The organism is Pseudomonas proteolytica (assembly GCF_007858275.1).
Taxonomy (GTDB): domain Bacteria; phylum Pseudomonadota; class Gammaproteobacteria; order Pseudomonadales; family Pseudomonadaceae; genus Aquipseudomonas; species Aquipseudomonas proteolytica.
This window is the reverse complement of the sequence record NZ_VFEV01000004.1, coordinates 150,099-166,675: the sequence shown is the minus strand read 5'-3', so window position 1 is coordinate 166,675 and position 16,577 is coordinate 150,099. Positions and strand designations below refer to the sequence as shown.

Genomic DNA, 16,577 nt, shown 5'->3' with positions numbered 1-16,577 from the left:
TATAGCCTGTTACGCTACGCCGAGAATGACCAGTACAGCGCCCGGTTTGATTGCAATCACTGGGCGTCGGTTTTTTGCGGTGCAGTGGTTTTCTGGAACATATGTTTTCAAATCTTGTGCACACGATGTGACGCCAGGTTTTAAGGGGGGGGTGTGGTTGGTATAAGCAGCAAGTTGTGGGCTCGGGCTTTGAGCGTGGTCGTCGAGCATCCCGTTCGAGTGGCATTTTTTGGGAGCCTGCTGCTATCCCTGATCGCGGTACTGGGTGCCGCGACTGTAGGGCGTGATGCTGCGTTCTACCTGACCATTGCCCAGGACGTCCTAGACCATGGTCCGAAATCCGCCTTTGCGGTATTCAACTGGCCCTGGTTCTCCCTGCTCCTGGCGGGTACCCATTCGGTTTCAGCCCTGCCCATAGAACTGAGTGCTTACCTGTGGTGTTCACTGTTTGCAGCGGGCACCTGTGCGCTCTTGGTTGACTGCGTTCGCCAGCGCTCGGTGCAGGTTGCACCCTGGGCCTGCCTGGTGGTGCTGGCGATGCCGGCGTTCAACCAGTTTCGTGGCGAGATCCTGCGCGAGTTCGGCTTCTGGTTTTTCTGCATCCTGACGCTGTGGCTGGCCATGCGCTGGCAGGCCCGTGGTGGCTGGCTGCGGGCGGCAATCATTCATCTGGCGATTGTCGCGGCGGCAGCCTTCCGCCTGGAGGCGTTATTGCTGTTGCCGGCGCTGGGCCTGTGGCAGTTGCCTGGCCTGTGGGTTCGCGAGCGGCGTCTGGCGCTCCTGCAATTCATCGCGTTGCCGCTGCTGGGCGTGGTGGCGGGTATGGTGCTGGTCTCGGCCACGGGTGGTTTTTCATCGGGCCGCGTTGCCTACTATCTGGACTTGATCAATCCAAACAGTGTATTGGCGTCGTTTGATTTGCTGCGCGAGCAGTTCTCCCGATCGCTGATCAACAAGTACTCCCAGGATGAAACAGGGCGCATCATCTTTTTTGGCATCCTGGCGGCCATGGTCATCAGTTTTGTGAATATTTGCGGGCCCTTTGCCGTGCCTTTTTTACGGGGGCGCAACTGGCAGGCAATCAAGCTCTACTGGCATGAGTACCGGCCTTTTGCCTGGGCTGCGGTGTTGTACCTGTTGGTGTTGCTGCTGTTCTTTATTCAGCAGCAGTTCATGAACGTGCGTTACATGAGCTTCTTGAACCTGCTGTTTGTACCGGCGCTGGCGCTGGCAATGCAGATGTTTGCCCAGCAGTTCCCGCGCCTGGGCAAGGCCCTGGTGGCGGTCTGCCTGTTGGTGATGTTGTCCAATGTGGTGTCCACCGGGCCCGGCAAGGTCCAGTACGTCGAGGCGGGGCGTTGGATGGCGGCGAATGTCGAGCCGGATGTCCCGGCGTATTTCGATGATGGCCGTATCGGCTATTACGCTGGTCGCGGTTATCAGCTCCAGCAATTGACCCGGGAAGTGGCCATGTCGCCGGCTTATGCGGATAAATTCCGCTACTTCCTGATCGAAGCCCGCGGCAACGAACCCTGGCTCACCGGTTGGCTGGCCGAGCGCAACCTGCGCATCGTCGAGCGCTTCGCCAATCGCCGAGGCGCCACGGTACTGGTCATCGGCCAGTGAGATCAGTCCAGTAGTTGCCGCAGGCGCTCAATCAGTGGCGCCTGTTGACTGCCCGCCGGCAAGGCCTGGCGATAGCCATTGAAGAAGGCTTGCCCGGCGTCATCGCCCAGTAGCCATTGCCGATCCTCGGCATAGCGCCGCAGGTGGCTGAAGTTGCGCCGCCGTTTGCTCTGGCTCAGCGGGGTGGCCTGGCAGCTCAGGTCGGCAATGTCGATCAAGCCCAGGGTGTTTTCCGGTGTCAGGACCACGTTGCCAAAGTGCAGCGAACGAAAGTACACGCCCTTCTCGTGCAATTGCGCAATGAAGCCGCCCAGGCGCTCACGCAGGGCGTCGGCCTCGGCCTTGGCGAGTTTAAGTTGGCGGATGGTTTCCCCGGCCAGCGGGCTGTAGTACACCGCATCCCGCGCAATGCTGGGTATGCGATACACCGCAATGATGCGCGGGCAAGGGATATCCCGTTGCTGTAGTGCACGGGTGTTGTTGGCGAAGCGTTGTGCATACGGGTAGAACAGTGCCGAACTGAGCAGGCGCTTGCGCCGGAACAGCTTGAGCATGCAACCATCGGTCAACCGGAGCACCTTGTCGCCAGAACCATCGGCTTCCAGCACCTGCGCGCCAGCACGCAATGCCTCATAGGTGTTGTGATCGATTACTTGCATGCCTGACTCCCATCAATAGCCGGTCATCTTAACCGACTTGGCGCAAAGCTGGCCCATGCTCATGTTTTTTGGGGCGAAGAGGCCTGTGATATGATCCGCGCCTTACTGATTTGCGCGGATTCCCATGAGCAGTCCTGAACCTAAAACCCAGTCGACGCTGGCGATTTACTTCCGCCTCCTGACTTACGTACGGCCTTATGTGGGTCTGTTCATCCTGAGTATCGTCGGGTTCCTGATCTTCGCATCGACCCAGCCGATGCTCGCTTACATCCTCAAGTATTTCGTCGATGGCCTGGCGAACCCCGAGGCCAGCCTGTTCCCCGGCAACCCCTATCTTGGCAAGTTGCAGTTGCTGGAAACCGTGCCGCTGATGATCGTGCTGATCGCAGCCTGGCAGGGCGTGGGCTCGTTCCTCGGTAACTTCTTCCTGGCCCGGGTTTCCCTCGGGTTGGTCCACGACCTGCGCGTGGTGCTGTTCAACAAGCTGTTGGAGTTGCCCAACCGCTTTTTTGACAAGAACAACTCCGGCCACCTGATTTCCCGCATTACCTTCAACGTCACCATGGTCACCGGGGCTGCCACCGATGCGATCAAGGTGGTTATCCGTGAAGGCATGACCGTGATTTTCCTGTTTTGCACCCTGGTCTGGATGAACTGGAAACTGACCCTGGTGATGCTGGCGATCCTGCCGGTGATCGGCATGATGGTGAACAGCACCAGCCGTAAATTCCGCAAGCAGAGCAAGAAAATCCAGGTGTCCATGGGCGACGTGACCCATGTGGCCTCCGAGACGATCCACGGCTACCGTGTGGTCCGCAGCTTTGGCGGCGAGCAATATGAAAAGGTGCGCTTCGAGCAGGCGAGCCTGAGCAATACCGAGAAACAACTGGCGATGACCAAGACCGGCGCGGTGTACACGCCGATGCTGCAATTGGTGACCTACAGTGCGATGGCCGTGGTCATGTTCCTGGTCCTGTATTTGCGCGGCGATGCCTCGCCTGGCGACCTGGTGGCCTATATCACCATGGCTGGCCTGCTGCCCAAGCCGATTCGCCAGCTTTCCGAGGTCAGCTCGACCATCCAGAAGGGTGTGGCGGGTGCCGAGAGTATTTTCGAGCAGTTGGATGAGCCGGTAGAAGTCGACCAGGGCATGATCGAGCATGAACGCCTGGCTGGGCGCATTGAAGTGCGCAACCTCAGCTTCCAATACCCGGAAAGCGACAAGAAGGTGCTCAACGACATCAGCTTTATCGTCGAGCCTGGGCAAATGGTCGCGCTGGTGGGGCGTTCGGGCAGCGGCAAGTCGACCCTGGCCGGCTTGATCCCTCGCTTCTACCAGCATGAGCAGGGGCAGATTCTGCTCGATGGCGTACGCGTGCAGGATTTCACCCTGCGCAACCTGCGCCGGCAAATCGCCTTGGTGACCCAGCAGGTCACCCTGTTCAACGACACCGTGACCAACAACATCGCCTATGGCGACCTGGCTGGCGCGCCCACCGACGCGGTGCATCATGCCGCTCGCGAAGCGTATGCCGATGAGTTCATCGTGAAGATGCCCCAGGGCTATGAAACCCTGGTAGGCGAGAACGGCGTACTGCTGTCCGGCGGCCAGCGCCAGCGCATTGCAATTGCCCGGGCCTTGCTCAAGGACGCGCCGCTGCTGATTCTCGACGAAGCGACCTCGGCCCTGGATACCGAGTCCGAACGCCATATCCAGGCGGCCCTGGACCATGTGGTGAAGAACCGCACCACCCTGGTGATTGCCCACCGCTTGAGCACCATCGAGAAAGCCGACCTGATCCTGGTAATGGATGACGGCCAGATTGTCGAGCGCGGGACCCATGTCGAGTTGCTGGCGAAGAATGGCTACTACGCCCGCCTGCACGCCAAGGAGTTCGAAGAAGGCGACCCAGTGGCGCCCTCCCATGTGACGGATGCCTATTGAGGCGCCAGGGGCGCCGGGCTGGGATCGACCGCCAGGATTGAATCGGTCGATGCTTTTCCCTGTGCTAATATCGCGCCCCTGTTCATTTTGTATGTGGGTTGCTCCATGAAGTTGTCCATGCCGCGATTCGATCAAGCCCCTGTCTTGGTGGTCGGCGATGTCATGCTCGACCGTTACTGGCATGGCGGTACCTCACGGATTTCCCCTGAGGCACCGGTACCGGTAGTCAAGGTCGAGCAAATCGAAGACCGCCCAGGCGGCGCTGCCAACGTTGCCCTTAACATCGCCGCCCTCGGCGCCCCGGCCTCCCTGGTCGGCGTGACCGGCGACGATGAAGCCGCCGACAGCCTGACCAACAGCCTGCGCGGCGCTGGCGTGCGTGCCCTGTTCCAGCGCATCGCCCATCAGCCGACCATCGTCAAGCTGCGGGTCATGAGCCGTCACCAGCAGTTGCTGCGTATCGACTTTGAAGAACCCTTCGCCACCGACGCCCTGGCCCTCAGTGAGCAGGTCGACGAGCTGCTCGAAGGCATCAAGGTGCTGGTGCTGTCGGACTACGGCAAAGGCGCATTGAAAAACCACCAGATGCTGATCCAGGCCGCCAAGGCCCGTGGCATCCCGGTGCTGGCCGATCCCAAGGGCAAGGATTTCTCGGTCTACCGAGGCGCCAGCCTGATCACGCCGAACCTCAGCGAATTTGAAACCATCGTCGGCGGTTGCGTCGATGAGCACGACTTGGTGAGCAAAGGCGCAAGCCTGATGGCCGACCTCGACCTCGGCGCCTTGCTGGTGACCCGTGGCGAACACGGCATGACCCTACTGCGTCCCGGTCACCCGGCCATGCACTTGCCGGCGCGTGCGCGGGAAGTGTTCGACGTCACGGGCGCCGGCGACACCGTGATCTCCACCCTGGCGGCAGCGATTGCGGCAGGGGAGGAGTTGCCCCATGCGGTAGCCCTGGCCAACCTGGCAGCGAGCATCGTGGTGGGCAAGCTGGGTACGGCGTCCATCAGTGCCCCGGAACTGCGTCGCGCGATCCAGCGCGAGGAAGGCTCGGAGCGTGGTGTGTTGAGCCTGGAGCAATTGCTGCTGGCGATTGACGATGCCCGTGCCCATAACGAGAGCATTGTCTTCACCAACGGCTGCTTCGATATCCTGCACGCCGGCCATGTGACCTACCTGGAGCAGGCTCGCGCCCAGGGTGATCGCCTGATCGTGGCGATCAACGATGATGCTTCGGTCAGCCGCCTGAAAGGCCCTGGCCGACCGATCAACAGCGTGGACCGGCGCATGGCGGTCCTGGCTGGGTTGGGCGCGGTGGATTGGGTGATCAGCTTCTCCGAGGGCACTCCGGAAAACCTCCTGGCCCAGGTCAAGCCAGATGTGTTGGTCAAGGGTGGTGACTACTCGGTCGACCAGGTGGTCGGTGCCGATATCGTCAACGCCTATGGTGGCAAGGTCAAAGTCCTGGGGTTGGTGGAAAACAGCTCGACGACCGCGATTGTCGAAAAAATCCGCCAAACCAACGATGCCGCTCAATAGGTTTTATCGCTATGTCTGATGCTCTCGTACTGATTACTGGCGGTGCCGGCTTTATCGGTTCCAATCTGGTCGATGCACTGCTTGCCAAGGGCTATGCAGTGCGCGTGCTGGATAACCTGTCCACCGGCAAACGCAGCAACCTGGCGCTGGACAACCCGCGCCTGCAACTGCTGGAAGGCGACGTGGCCGACGCTGCGCTGGTCGCTCGTGCGGCGGTGGGGGCGACAGCCGTAGTGCACCTGGCGGCAGTCGCGTCGGTGCAGGCGTCGGTGGATGATCCGGTCAGTACACACCAGAGCAACTTCGTGGGTAGCCTGAATGTCTGCGAGGCCATGCGCCAGGCCGGGGTCAAGCGCGTGGTGTTTGCCTCCAGTGCCGCGGTGTATGGCAACAACGGCGAAGGCGACTCTATCGACGAGCAAACCGCCAAGGCACCGTTGACGCCTTATGCATCGGACAAGCTGGCGAGCGAGCACTACTTTGACTTCTACCGTCGCCAGCATGGCCTGGAGCCGGTGATTTTCCGCTTCTTCAACATCTTTGGCCCGCGCCAGGATCCTTCATCGCCGTACTCCGGGGTGATCAGCATCTTCAGCGAGCGCGCGCAAAAAGGCCTGCCGATTGCCGTATTCGGCGACGGTGAGCAAACCCGGGACTTCATGTACGTCGGGGATCTGGTGGCGGTGCTGGTGCAAGCGGTGGAAATGGCCGAAGCGCCTCTGGGCGCGATCAATGTCGGCTGGAACCGCACCACCACGCTCAAGCAGTTGCTGCAGGCGCTGTCGGAAATTGTCGGCTCGTTGCCGGCTGTCAGCTACACAGAGCCGCGTTCAGGGGATATTCGGCACTCCAGGGCTAATAACCAGCGCCTGGCGGCGAGCTTCGCATTGCCTGAGGCGACGCCGCTGAAGACCGGCCTGGAGAAACTGCTGCACGGCTGAGCCCTTATTCTCTGTAGGAGCCGGCAAGCCGGCTCCTACAGGGGAGGCGTCAGCGTCCTGCTTTTTTCGGCACCATCTTGCGCAAGATCTGCCTGGCCCGCCCGGTCAGCTGGCTCAACTTCGATTCCTTCTCCGGCGTGCTCAGGCCCTGTTGCCTGAGCCAGTCCTTCCAGCGGATCCGCTCATCGCGCACCAGCCAACCTTCCTGCTGGGCAAAACTTTCGGCCAGGTACAACCCGCGCGTGCTCGCTGGCACCAGTTGATCCTTTTTCAAGGTAAACAGCTCGGCGCAAGGCTGGCCGTCCTTCAGGGGCATCAGGTACAAGTCCGGGCGCTGGCGGTCCAGGCGCGCCACCAGTTGGTCGCCCTCCAGGCGTTCGTCCACATGGAACAGGCTCAAGGACTTGGCCTCCTTGGGCACTTCCAGGCGCAGGTCGTAGATCAATTGCAGTGAGGCCGTGGGCAGGTGCACATAGGCCCGGGGGCGTTCGATCAATTGCATGTTGGCGCAGCGCACCGGGCGGGCAGCGCCGGACAGCGGCGACAGGCGAAACGGCAAGGCCTCGCGGTAATGCAGCGCGCTGGAGTAGGGCGCCGGCAGCCAGGTATCGTTGAAGCGCCCGCCCAGCCAGCCTTCCGGGGTTTCCAGTAGGCACTCCTCGGCGATTTCCTGAATGGCAGTGTGCAGTGGCAAGTTCAGTTCGTGGGCCGGCACGTAGCCGGAAATCAGCTTGAGCACCACGTCGCCACGGTCCTGGCGACGCTGGCGCACCAGTACCCAGTAATCGCGGTTTTGCCAGTGCAGTGTCAGGCGCACCGACACCCCGAGGTTGGCCAGTTCCAGGGCGAAGCGCTCGGCATCCGCCACTTCCACCGGCTTGCGCCGCTGCAGAGTCTGGGCAAAGTTGAGCGGCATGCCCACGCTCTGGTAGCTCAGGCCTTCGGGGGTGGCTTCGACGTACAGCGGCAGAGTTTTAAAGTTACTGGGGTTTTTTCTTATGAGCGTTCGCGGCATGTCGGCTCCTTCTTGCGTCGGGGTCGGCCGCGTCGGCGGCATCAGGATTGGCGAATGATCTTGGCAGCGGTTGCCACATTATGGGCAAGGTGCAGCGGGTTGATGGTCCCGACAATAGCACTGGCCACGCCCGTTTGCGCAAACAACAAGATGAAACTGGCGTGAATTGGATCCACTCCCGGCTCAAGGCACGCATGCCCACTGGCCAGGGCCTTTTTCACCAGGATGCCTTTGCCGTGGGCGGCGGCATAATCAATCACGGCTTTTTCGTCTTGCTCGTTCAGATTGTAGGTGACCATCGCGCAATCACCTTGTTCCAGAGCCTTCACCCCGCCCTCGACGGTTTTGCCGGAAAAGCCGAAACCGCGAATCTTGCCCTCGGCCTTGAGGTCCGCCAGAGTCTGGTAGACCTCGCAGTCGTTGAGAATATGCAAGTCGTTGCCGTCGGAATGCACCAGCACCAGGTCGATAAAATCCGTTTCCAGGCGTTTCAGGCTGCGCTCGACGGACAGCCGGGTGTGGGCCGCGCTGAAGTCGTGACGGGACACGCCGTCGGCAAATTCTTCGCCGACCTTGCTGACAATCACCCAGTCCTGGCGCTGACCACGCAGCAGCGGGCCCAGGCGTTCTTCGCTGTGACCATAGGCGGGGGCGGTGTCGATCAGGTTGATCCCCAGCTCGCGCGCCTGGCGCAGCAACATCCGCGCCTCCTCATCGTTGGGGATCTGGAAACCATTGGGGTACTTCACCCCCTGGTCGCGCCCCAGTTTCACGGTGCCCAGGCCCAGTGGCGACACCAGCAGGCCGGTGCTGCCCAGGGGGCGATGAAGGTCATGCAGCGTCGGCAGGCTCATGGCAACAATTGCTCCCAGGCGGGTTGGGCGATGGCGGGGCGAGGCAGTTGCGGCAATGGTTCGCTGGGTGTCGGCTGGATGCCGTCACGTTCCAGGGCGTTGAGCACCCGGTCGGCGAAGTCCGGCGCCAGGGCCAGCTTGGTTGGCCAGCCCACCAGCAGCCGGCCCTGTTCGGCGAGGAATGCGTTGTCCGGCCGGGTCAGGCCCGTTTGCAGGGGCTCGGCGCGATCCACCCGCAGGGTCGCCCACTGGGTCTGGCTCATGTCGATCCACGGCAGCAGTTGCGCCAGCTCCTTTTGCGCCGTGGCGATCTGCTCGGCGGGCGTGCGGTGCACGCCTTCGGTTTCGGCAATATCGCCGCCCATGTACCACACCCAATTGCCATCAGCGGCCGGGTGCGTGGTGATGGTGATCCGTGGCTTGGTGCCGCCGCCCAGGCAGTGCGCGTACAGGGGTTTGAGGCCGGGGCCCTTGGCGATGATCATATGCAGCGGGCGCTTTTGCATGGCCGGCTGGCTCAGGCCCAGGGTGGTCAGCAGTTCGGCGGTGCCGCCGCCGGCGCTCAGCACGATGCGCTGGGCGCGAATCGCTCGGCCATCGACTTTCAGCCCAACCAGGATGCCACCCTCAAGCAGCGGCTCGATCTGTTGCCCGGCGAGCAGGCCGTCGCCGGCCAATTGCGCCAGGCGCTCGATCAGGCTCGGCACATCCACCACCAGTTCGGCCAGGCGATAGACCTTGCCCTTGAAGCGGCGGTCTTGCAGGGCCAGCGGCAAATCTTCGCCCTTGACCTGGTCGACGCGGCCGCGCACCGCCTTGCTGGCGAAGAAGCTGGTGAGGTTGCCGGCCAGGGTGCCTGGCGACCACAGGTAATGGGCCTGGGACAACAGGCGCACGCCCGTCAGGTCCAGCTCGCCGGTGCCGGCCAGCGCCTCGCGCCAGCGTCGTGGCATATCGGCAATAGCTTCAGAGGCGCCGGTCAGGGCACCGTGCAAGGCGTATTTCGCACCACCGTGAATGATCCCCTGGGACTTCACGCTCTGCCCGCCACCCAGGGTCGCGTTCTCCACCACAATCGTGGAAAACCCCTGGCTACGCAGGCGCGCATTGAGCCAGAGGCCGGCAACCCCGGCGCCGACAATCAGGACGTCGGTGGAAATAACGGATGGCATGGGGCGACCTCAGTGTTCAGAACAAGAGGCCAAGTATACAGACTCGACGGCGGGATCTTTGCTCAGGATCAACAACTGTAGGAGGTCAGTGGCCTGCCGTTTTCGAAAACAACTGAATCACCACCACCCCGAGCACAATCAAGCCCATCCCGAGCATCGCCGGCAGATCGAGCTTCTGCCCATAGATAAACAGCGCCGCGATGCTGACCATGACAATGCCCATCCCGGCCCATACCGCATAGGCCACGCCCACCGGGACGGTGCGCACCACCAGAGTCAGCATCCAGAAAGCCACGCCATAACCCACGATCACCAACAGTAGGGGAATCGGCGTGCTCCAGCCCTTGATTGCTTTCATGGAAACGGTAGCGATCACCTCCGAGCAGATGGCGATAGCCAGGTAGTAGTAGGCGACGTTCATGGGGCAATCCTCGGGATGGGCTCAATACTGTAGGAGCGAGCTTGCTCGCGAAAATCGTTAACGGTCATGCGCATAACCTGGCTGAACGTGGTGTTCTCGGGTTTTTCGCGAGCCAGCCCGCTCCTGGAAAGGCTGGCATTTTAGTGCGTTATCAGATGGGGTAAAGTCATTACCTATCCGAATTAAAGATGGGTTTGACCAATGAGCGTGCAATGGAACCTGGAGCAGATGCGTCTGTTTGTCAGCGTCGCCGAACAGCGGTCGTTTTCGGCGGTGGCCCGGGACCAGCGCAAGGCGCAGTCGGCGGTAAGCAATGGTATTGCCTTGCTGGAGGCTGACCTTGGGGTGAGCCTGTTTGATCGTAGCAGCGGTCGCCAGCCCCGGTTGACCGAGGCCGGCGCGGTGCTGCTGGAGGAGGCCCGGGAAGTGCTGCGCCAGTGCGAGCGTCTCAACGGCCGCGCTCTGTCCTTGATGCGTGGCGAAGAAGCGCGGCTGCGCCTGGCCCAGGACGAAGCCATGTTGTATCAGCCGGTACTCGATAGCCTGGAGGCGCTGGCCGGGAAGTTTCCTAGCCTGGAAGTGCAATTGTCGAGCACGGCCCAAGGTGATGTCGCACGCAAATTAGTCGAGCGCAAAGCGGACCTGGGGTTGCTGTTCTACCACGACCAGATCCCCGAGGCCCTTGAGCGGCGGGTGGTTGGCAGCGTGGAGATGGTCACGGTGTGCGGCGTCGGGCATCCGCTGGCCAGCGGCGGTTTTGTCGATTGCCAGCGCCTGGCGCAGTTTCGCCAGTTGCTGATGTCGACCCAGACCAGCGTCTACCCCGGTAGCGAGGCGGCCAGCCCGCAGGTGTGGCGTGCCGACAGCTTTTACGTGTTGGCCGAGTGGCTGGCGCGTGGCCTGGGCTGGGCCTGGTTACCGCGACATGTGGTGCAATACCCGACGTATCAGGGGCAGATGGTCGAGTTGGATAGCGAATGGACGCCACCGGCCCTGGTGGTAGAGCTGGTTTGGCGTCGGGATGAACCCTTGGGCCCGGCGGCGCGCTTTCTGGCCGAACGTTTTACCGAGTGTTTGCAGGCGATCGGCTGAAAAAGCCGATAAACTCCGGCGCCATGAATAGAACTCTCTACAGCTGTCTGTTTTACCTGGCGCTGCCGTTGGTGGCCTTACGTCTATGGCTGCGGGCACGCAAGGCGCCGGCCTACGCCAAGCGCGTCAGCGAACGCTTTTCCTACGGGTTGCCGCTACTCAAACCCGGTGGGATCTGGGTGCACGCGGTGTCGGTGGGCGAGAGCATCGCCGCCGCACCGATGATCCGTGGTTTGCTGGCGCGTCATCCACAGTTGCCGATCACCGTCACCTGCATGACGCCCACCGGTTCCGAGCGGATCCAGGCATTGTTCGCCAATGAGCCGCGCATCCAGCATTGCTACCTGCCCTACGATTTGCCATGTGCCGCCAAGCGCTTTCTGGACCGGGTCCAGCCCAGGCTGGCGGTCATCATGGAAACCGAGTTGTGGCCCAATCATATCCACCAGTGCGCCAAGCGCGGGATTCCCGTGGTACTGGCCAATGCGCGGCTGTCGGCACGCTCGGCCAAGGGCTACGCACGTTTCGCCAAACTGACTGCGCCGATGCTGGCAGAAATGAGCCTGTTCGCCGTGCAGACCGCCACCGAGGCCGAGCGCTTTCGCAGCCTGGGCGCACGTGCGGAAACGGTCGAAGTCACCGGCTCGATCAAGTTTGACCTGACCATCGACCCTCAGCTGTTGGCGCGCGCCGCTGCGTTGCGTGAGCAGTGGCAGGCCAGCGAGCGCCCGGTGTGGATCGCCGCCAGTACCCACGAGGGTGAAGATGAAGTGGTGCTGGCGGCCCATCGGCAGTTGCTCGCCAGCTATCCCAACGCCCTGTTGATTCTGGTGCCACGGCATCCGGAGCGTTTCAACACGATGTTTGAGCTGTGCCAGCAGCAGGGTTTTGCCACCGTGCGGCGCTCCAGCGGCGCGCCGGTCAACGCCCAGACCTCGGTATTGCTGGGCGACACCATGGGCGAGCTGCTGTTTTTGTATGCCTTGGCCGACAGCGCTTTTGTCGGCGGCAGCCTGGTGCCCAATGGTGGGCATAACCTGCTGGAGCCCGCTGCGCTGGCCAAGCCGGTGATCAGCGGCCCGCACCTGTTCAACTTCCTCGAAATCGCCGCGCTGATGCGCGAAGCCGGGGCGTTGCGGGAGGTGGAGGATGCCGAGGGCTTGGCCGAGGCGGTGCGGCAGTTGTTTGAGCTGCCGCAGGATGCGCAGAAGATGGCGCAGGCGGGGCTCAAGGTGATGCAGGGCAACCAGGGGGCGTTGAAGCGCTTGCTCGATGGTATCGACCGCCTGATCAACCGCTGACCTTGTGGGAGCGGGCTTGCTCGCGAAGACGGTGTGTCAGTCAACACATGTATTGACTGAGACACCGTCTTCGCGAGCAAGCCCGCTCCCACATTTGTTATGCGGTGGGTTTAGTTGCTGGGGCGGGCCTTCAGTTGCTCGGCCGCAGCCTTGGCCAGGTCCGGCGGCAGGAAGTCCTTGTCCGGGTTGTAGTCAGCCTTCAGGTACCGCGCCAGATCCTGCAGATCCCCCGGGTTCAACGTCCCCGCCGCCTGCTTCAGGCGCAGGTTGTCGAGGATGTAGTCATAGCGGCTGTTGTTGTAGTTGCGCACCGAGGAGTAGAGCTGGCGCTGCGAGTCCAGCACATCGACGATATTGCGCGTGCCCACCTGGTAACCGATTTCCGTGGCTTCCACTGCGCTCTGGTTGGAGATGATCGACTGGCGGCGGGCCTGTACTTGCTCCACATCGGTATTCACCGCGCGGTGCAGGTTGCGGGTGTTTTCCACCACCTGGCGGCGCAGGCCTTCGCGTTGCTGCTCGGTCTGGCCCAGGCGCGAATAGGATTCGCGCACCTGTGAGCTGGTGAGGCCGCCGCTGTACAGCGGGATATTCAGGCGCAGGCCGATGGTACGTTGCTCGACATCACCACGATAGGGCTGGCCGAAGGCGTTGGGGTTGCTGAAACCGAGGGCGTCGTTGTCGCCTTTCTCGTATTGCGCCACCGCGTCCAGGGTCGGCGCGTGGCCGGCCTTGCGTTGCTTGAGGGTCTCTTCGGCAGCCGTCACCGCATAGTTGCTGGCCAGCAGGTTCAGGTTCTGTCGCCCGGCGGTGTCGACCCAGGCTTTGGCGTCGTTCGGGGCCGGCGGCAACACCGGCAGCGTGTGGACAATGCCCTGGATCGCGTTGTATTGGCGGTTGGTCAAGGTGATCAGCGCTTCAAACGCGTCATCCACCTGGCGCTGGGCGAGGATCCGGTTGGCGCGTGCGGTGTCGTAGCTGGCCTGGGATTGCAGCACGTCGGTCTTGTCCGACAGGCCCACGTCGAAACGCTCGTTGGACTGGTCCAGTTGGCGCTTGAAGGCCGCCTCTTCGGCCTTGGTCGAGGCCAGGTTGTCCTGGGCGCGCAGCACGGCGAAGTAGTTTTCGGCGCTTTGCAGGATCAGTTCCTGCTCGGTGGCCGAGAGTTGCAGGGCGGCTTGTTCATTCACGGCTTCGGCAGCCTGCAGCTGGAACCAGCGATCGGCACGGAACAGCGGCTGGCTCAGGGTCGCGCGCCAGGTGTGGGCGTCGCGATTGGCAGTGGCCGAGGGTGTGTCGATCTGGGTGCGCACGTTGTTCACGTCGGCGCCGGCCGAGAGGTTGGGCAGCAGGCCGGCACGGGCCTGGGGCACCACTTCTTTTTGCGCGCCGTATTGGGCACGGGCGGCGGCCAGGTCGGCGTTGTTGTCCACCGCTTCCTGGTAGACGCTGACCAGATCGGTTTTGGTCGACAAGGGCGCTTCTGCTGCCCAGACCATTCCATTGGTCGCACAAGACACGGCAAGAGCCAGTGAAAGTTTGCGCAGCATGAGGCGATCCCTAGATAAATATTACGACGATAATTTAGCGCCCAAGGCTACGACGAGCAATCCATAGCGTCAAGGCGTTGAGACAGTAGCCGAGTGTAGTGGCCGCACTGCGGCACAACAATCCTGTAATTGCGCCATTCATCACGCTGAATGCACCGCTATTGGCAATTTGCCTGCTCCATGGTCTAGACTGGCCGCGTTCTTGTCGGGGTGCCTTGCTATGAGGCTGAGATCGGTAAATACCGGATCCCGTTGAACCTGATCAGGTTAGCGCCTGCGTAGGGAACAAGATTTCTCGTCACCCGGCGAGTCCTCTTGTGCTTCGTCCGGGATGTTGTTCGACCATCGAACAGCCCTCGTGCACCAAGCACAGCACTGGTTCCAGTGCGTCCGTCCGTCACAGGTTCGCTCCGACAAAAATCCACTGCCTGGATGTGTCTGGAGAGCCCGTGATGAGTACAAAACTAAAAAACACCGTGCATTTGAGTGAGTCGGCCAAGGTTGACTCGGGATCCGTGCAGCCGTTTACCCGCTCGCAAAAAGTCTATGTGCAGGGCACCCGCCCGGACATCCGCGTACCGATGCGCGAAATCAGTCTCGACGTGACGCCCACCGACTTCGGCGGCGAGATCAATGCGCCCGTGGTGGTCTACGACACCTCCGGCCCGTACACCGACCCCAACGTGATTATTGACGTGCGCAAAGGCCTGGGCGATGTGCGCTCGCCGTGGATCGAATCCCGTGGCGACACCGAGCGCCTGTCCGGCCTGAGCTCGCACTTCGGCCAGCAGCGCCTGAGCGATGCCGAGCTGACCGCCCTGCGTTTTGCCCATGTGAAGAACCCACGCCGCGCCAAGGCGGGGGCCAACGTCACGCAGATGCACTACGCGCGCCAGGGCATCATTACCGCCGAGATGGAATACGTCGCCATCCGCGAAAACATGAAGCTTGAAGAAGCCCGCGCGGCCGGCCTGCTGACCCAGCAACACGCCGGCCACAGCTTCGGCGCCAGCGTGCCGAAAATCATCACCCCCGAATTTGTGCGCGAAGAAATCGCCCGTGGCCGCGCCATCATCCCGGCCAACATCAACCACACCGAACTGGAACCGATGATCATCGGCCGTAACTTCCTGGTGAAGATCAACGGCAACATTGGCAACAGCGCCCTGGGCTCGTCCATCGAAGAAGAAGTGGCGAAACTGACCTGGGGCATTCGCTGGGGTTCTGACACCGTGATGGACCTGTCCACCGGCAAGCACATCCACGAAACCCGCGAGTGGATCATCCGCAACTCGCCGGTACCGATCGGTACCGTACCGATCTACCAGGCCCTGGAAAAAGTCGGCGGCGCTGCCGAAGACCTGACCTGGGAGCTGTTCCGCGACACCCTGATCGAACAGGCCGAGCAGGGCGTCGACTACTTCACCATCCATGCCGGCGTGCTGCTGCGCTATGTACCGCTGACCGCCAAGCGGGTGACCGGTATCGTTTCCCGTGGCGGCTCGATCATGGCCAAGTGGTGCCTGGCGCATCACAAAGAGAACTTCACCTACACGCATTTCGATGAAATCTGCGAAATCATGAAGGCCTACGACGTCAGCTTCTCCCTCGGCGATGGCCTGCGCCCGGGGTCGATTGCCGACGCCAACGACGCCGCGCAGTTCGGCGAGCTGGAAACCCTTGGCGAACTGACCAAGATCGCCTGGAAGCACGACGTACAAACCATGATCGAAGGCCCGGGCCATGTGCCGATGCAGTTGATCAAGGAGAACATGGACAAGCAACTGGAGTGCTGTGACGAGGCGCCGTTCTACACCCTCGGCCCGCTGACCACTGACATTGCACCGGGCTACGACCACATCACCTCAGGCATCGGCGCGGCGATGATCGGCTGGTTCGGTTGCGCGATGCTCTGCTACGTCACGCCCAAGGAACACCTGGGCCTGCCGAACAAGGATGATGTGAAGACCGGCATCATCACCTACAAGATTGCGGCCCACGCCGCGGATTTGGCCAAGGGCCATCCAGGCGCGCAGATCCGTGACAACGCCTTGAGCAAGGCGCGGTTCGAGTTCCGCTGGGAAGACCAGTTCAACCTCGGCCTGGACCCGGACACCGCGCGCTCCTATCACGACGAAACCCTGCCCAAGGATTCGGCCAAGGTCGCGCATTTCTGCTCGATGTGCGGGCCGAAATTCTGCTCGATGAAGATTACCCAGGAAGTGCGTGAGTACGCGGCCAACCAGCGCATCGAGGCGGTGGATGTGGATGTGGCCAAGGGCTTGGCCGAGCAGGCAGAACGGTTCAAGCAGGAAGGCAGCCAGCTCTACAAAAAGGTCTGATCCGAGATCGCGGGCGCCTGTAAGGGCCTCATCGCGAGCAAGCCCGCTCCCACACTCGACCGCATTCCAGAGGTGGAACTCGATCGAGTGTGGGAGCGGGCTTGCTCGCGAAAGCAA

Annotated in this window: 13 protein-coding genes and 1 riboswitch; of the genes, 7 read left to right on the top strand and 6 right to left on the bottom strand. The window is 61.9% G+C overall.

The genetic code is table 11. The features are described from left to right. The first annotated feature begins 219 nt into the window (after positions 1–219). Complete coding sequence (locus FIV38_RS04815) at positions 220–1,626, top strand: hypothetical protein (protein WP_235860975.1); 1,407 nt, start codon at positions 220–222, stop codon at positions 1,624–1,626. A gap of 2 nt (positions 1,627–1,628) precedes the next feature. On the opposite strand, the gene FIV38_RS04810 is transcribed toward FIV38_RS04815, so the two are convergent. Continuing rightward, a complete protein-coding gene (locus FIV38_RS04810; protein ID WP_092233006.1) occupies positions 1,629–2,285 on the bottom strand; it encodes a phosphotransferase in 657 nt (218 codons plus the stop codon). Positions 2,286–2,409: 124 nt separating this feature from the next. Here FIV38_RS04810 and msbA point away from each other — a divergent pair, with 124 nt between their 5' ends. From msbA to FIV38_RS04795, 3 genes are all read left to right on the top strand, one after another. Then, positions 2,410–4,230, top strand: a complete 1,821-nt coding sequence (gene msbA, locus FIV38_RS04805) for a lipid A export permease/ATP-binding protein MsbA (protein ID WP_092233009.1) — start codon at positions 2,410–2,412, stop codon at positions 4,228–4,230. Between the two features lie 105 nt (positions 4,231–4,335). Then, positions 4,336–5,772, top strand: a complete 1,437-nt coding sequence (hldE, locus tag FIV38_RS04800) for a bifunctional D-glycero-beta-D-manno-heptose-7-phosphate kinase/D-glycero-beta-D-manno-heptose 1-phosphate adenylyltransferase HldE (protein WP_029299178.1) — start codon at positions 4,336–4,338, stop codon at positions 5,770–5,772. 11 nt (positions 5,773–5,783) lie between these two features. Continuing rightward, entirely contained in the window at positions 5,784–6,713 is a 930-nt protein-coding gene (locus tag FIV38_RS04795; RefSeq protein WP_092233011.1) for an NAD-dependent epimerase/dehydratase family protein, read from the top strand. A gap of 49 nt (positions 6,714–6,762) precedes the next feature. Here FIV38_RS04795 and FIV38_RS04790 read toward each other — a convergent pair whose 3' ends face one another. From FIV38_RS04790 to FIV38_RS04775, 4 genes are all read right to left on the bottom strand, one after another. Further along, on the bottom strand, positions 6,763–7,728 hold the full coding sequence (locus FIV38_RS04790) for a metal ABC transporter ATPase (RefSeq protein WP_092233014.1): 966 nt from the start codon (positions 7,726–7,728) through the stop codon (positions 6,763–6,765). Positions 7,729–7,769: 41 nt separating this feature from the next. Further along, on the bottom strand, positions 7,770–8,582 hold the full coding sequence (locus tag FIV38_RS04785; protein WP_029299173.1) for an aldo/keto reductase: 813 nt from the start codon (positions 8,580–8,582) through the stop codon (positions 7,770–7,772). Then, positions 8,579–9,754, bottom strand: a complete 1,176-nt coding sequence (locus FIV38_RS04780) for an NAD(P)/FAD-dependent oxidoreductase (protein ID WP_092233017.1) — start codon at positions 9,752–9,754, stop codon at positions 8,579–8,581. The genes FIV38_RS04785 and FIV38_RS04780 overlap by 4 nt, the downstream gene beginning before the upstream one ends. Positions 9,755–9,839: 85 nt before the next feature. Next, positions 9,840–10,175 (bottom strand): DMT family transporter, encoded by a 336-nt coding sequence (locus tag FIV38_RS04775; RefSeq protein WP_029299169.1) that lies wholly within the window; start codon positions 10,173–10,175, stop codon positions 9,840–9,842. A gap of 201 nt (positions 10,176–10,376) precedes the next feature. Here FIV38_RS04775 and FIV38_RS04770 point away from each other — a divergent pair, with 201 nt between their 5' ends. After that, entirely contained in the window at positions 10,377–11,267 is an 891-nt protein-coding gene (locus tag FIV38_RS04770; RefSeq protein WP_092233020.1) for a LysR family transcriptional regulator, read from the top strand. 23 nt (positions 11,268–11,290) lie between these two features. Continuing rightward, positions 11,291–12,568, top strand: a complete 1,278-nt coding sequence (gene waaA, locus FIV38_RS04765) for a lipid IV(A) 3-deoxy-D-manno-octulosonic acid transferase (RefSeq protein ID WP_092233022.1) — start codon at positions 11,291–11,293, stop codon at positions 12,566–12,568. Between the two features lie 110 nt (positions 12,569–12,678). Here waaA and FIV38_RS04755 read toward each other — a convergent pair whose 3' ends face one another. Continuing rightward, positions 12,679–14,118: a TolC family outer membrane protein gene (locus FIV38_RS04755; protein WP_070996444.1), complete on the bottom strand. Its 1,440-nt coding sequence runs from the start codon at positions 14,116–14,118 to the stop codon at positions 12,679–12,681. 196 nt (positions 14,119–14,314) lie between these two features. Then, a riboswitch (TPP riboswitch) is annotated at positions 14,315–14,420 on the top strand. A gap of 150 nt (positions 14,421–14,570) precedes the next feature. Between FIV38_RS04755 and thiC the strand changes: the two genes are divergently transcribed. Beyond that, complete coding sequence (thiC, locus tag FIV38_RS04750) at positions 14,571–16,460, top strand: phosphomethylpyrimidine synthase ThiC (RefSeq protein WP_032862087.1); 1,890 nt, start codon at positions 14,571–14,573, stop codon at positions 16,458–16,460. The last annotated feature ends 117 nt before the right edge of the window (positions 16,461–16,577 follow it).

What these genes read in the sequence shown, in the direction of transcription:
- waaA (WP_092233022.1), top strand. Translation starts at nt 11,291, where the DNA reads ATGAATAGAACTCTCTACAGCTGTCTGTTTTACCTGGCGCTGCCGTTG.
- FIV38_RS04785 (WP_029299173.1), bottom strand. Translation starts at nt 8,582, where the DNA reads ATGAGCCTGCCGACGCTGCATGACCTTCATCGCCCCCTGGGCAGCACC.
- FIV38_RS04795 (WP_092233011.1), top strand. Translation starts at nt 5,784, where the DNA reads ATGTCTGATGCTCTCGTACTGATTACTGGCGGTGCCGGCTTTATCGGT.
- FIV38_RS04790 (WP_092233014.1), bottom strand. Translation starts at nt 7,728, where the DNA reads ATGCCGCGAACGCTCATAAGAAAAAACCCCAGTAACTTTAAAACTCTG.
- FIV38_RS04770 (WP_092233020.1), top strand. Translation starts at nt 10,377, where the DNA reads ATGAGCGTGCAATGGAACCTGGAGCAGATGCGTCTGTTTGTCAGCGTC.
- thiC (WP_032862087.1), top strand. Translation starts at nt 14,571, where the DNA reads ATGAGTACAAAACTAAAAAACACCGTGCATTTGAGTGAGTCGGCCAAG.
- FIV38_RS04755 (WP_070996444.1), bottom strand. Translation starts at nt 14,118, where the DNA reads ATGCTGCGCAAACTTTCACTGGCTCTTGCCGTGTCTTGTGCGACCAAT.
- msbA (WP_092233009.1), top strand. Translation starts at nt 2,410, where the DNA reads ATGAGCAGTCCTGAACCTAAAACCCAGTCGACGCTGGCGATTTACTTC.
- FIV38_RS04780 (WP_092233017.1), bottom strand. Translation starts at nt 9,754, where the DNA reads ATGCCATCCGTTATTTCCACCGACGTCCTGATTGTCGGCGCCGGGGTT.
- FIV38_RS04810 (WP_092233006.1), bottom strand. Translation starts at nt 2,285, where the DNA reads ATGCAAGTAATCGATCACAACACCTATGAGGCATTGCGTGCTGGCGCG.
- hldE (WP_029299178.1), top strand. Translation starts at nt 4,336, where the DNA reads ATGAAGTTGTCCATGCCGCGATTCGATCAAGCCCCTGTCTTGGTGGTC.
- FIV38_RS04775 (WP_029299169.1), bottom strand. Translation starts at nt 10,175, where the DNA reads ATGAACGTCGCCTACTACTACCTGGCTATCGCCATCTGCTCGGAGGTG.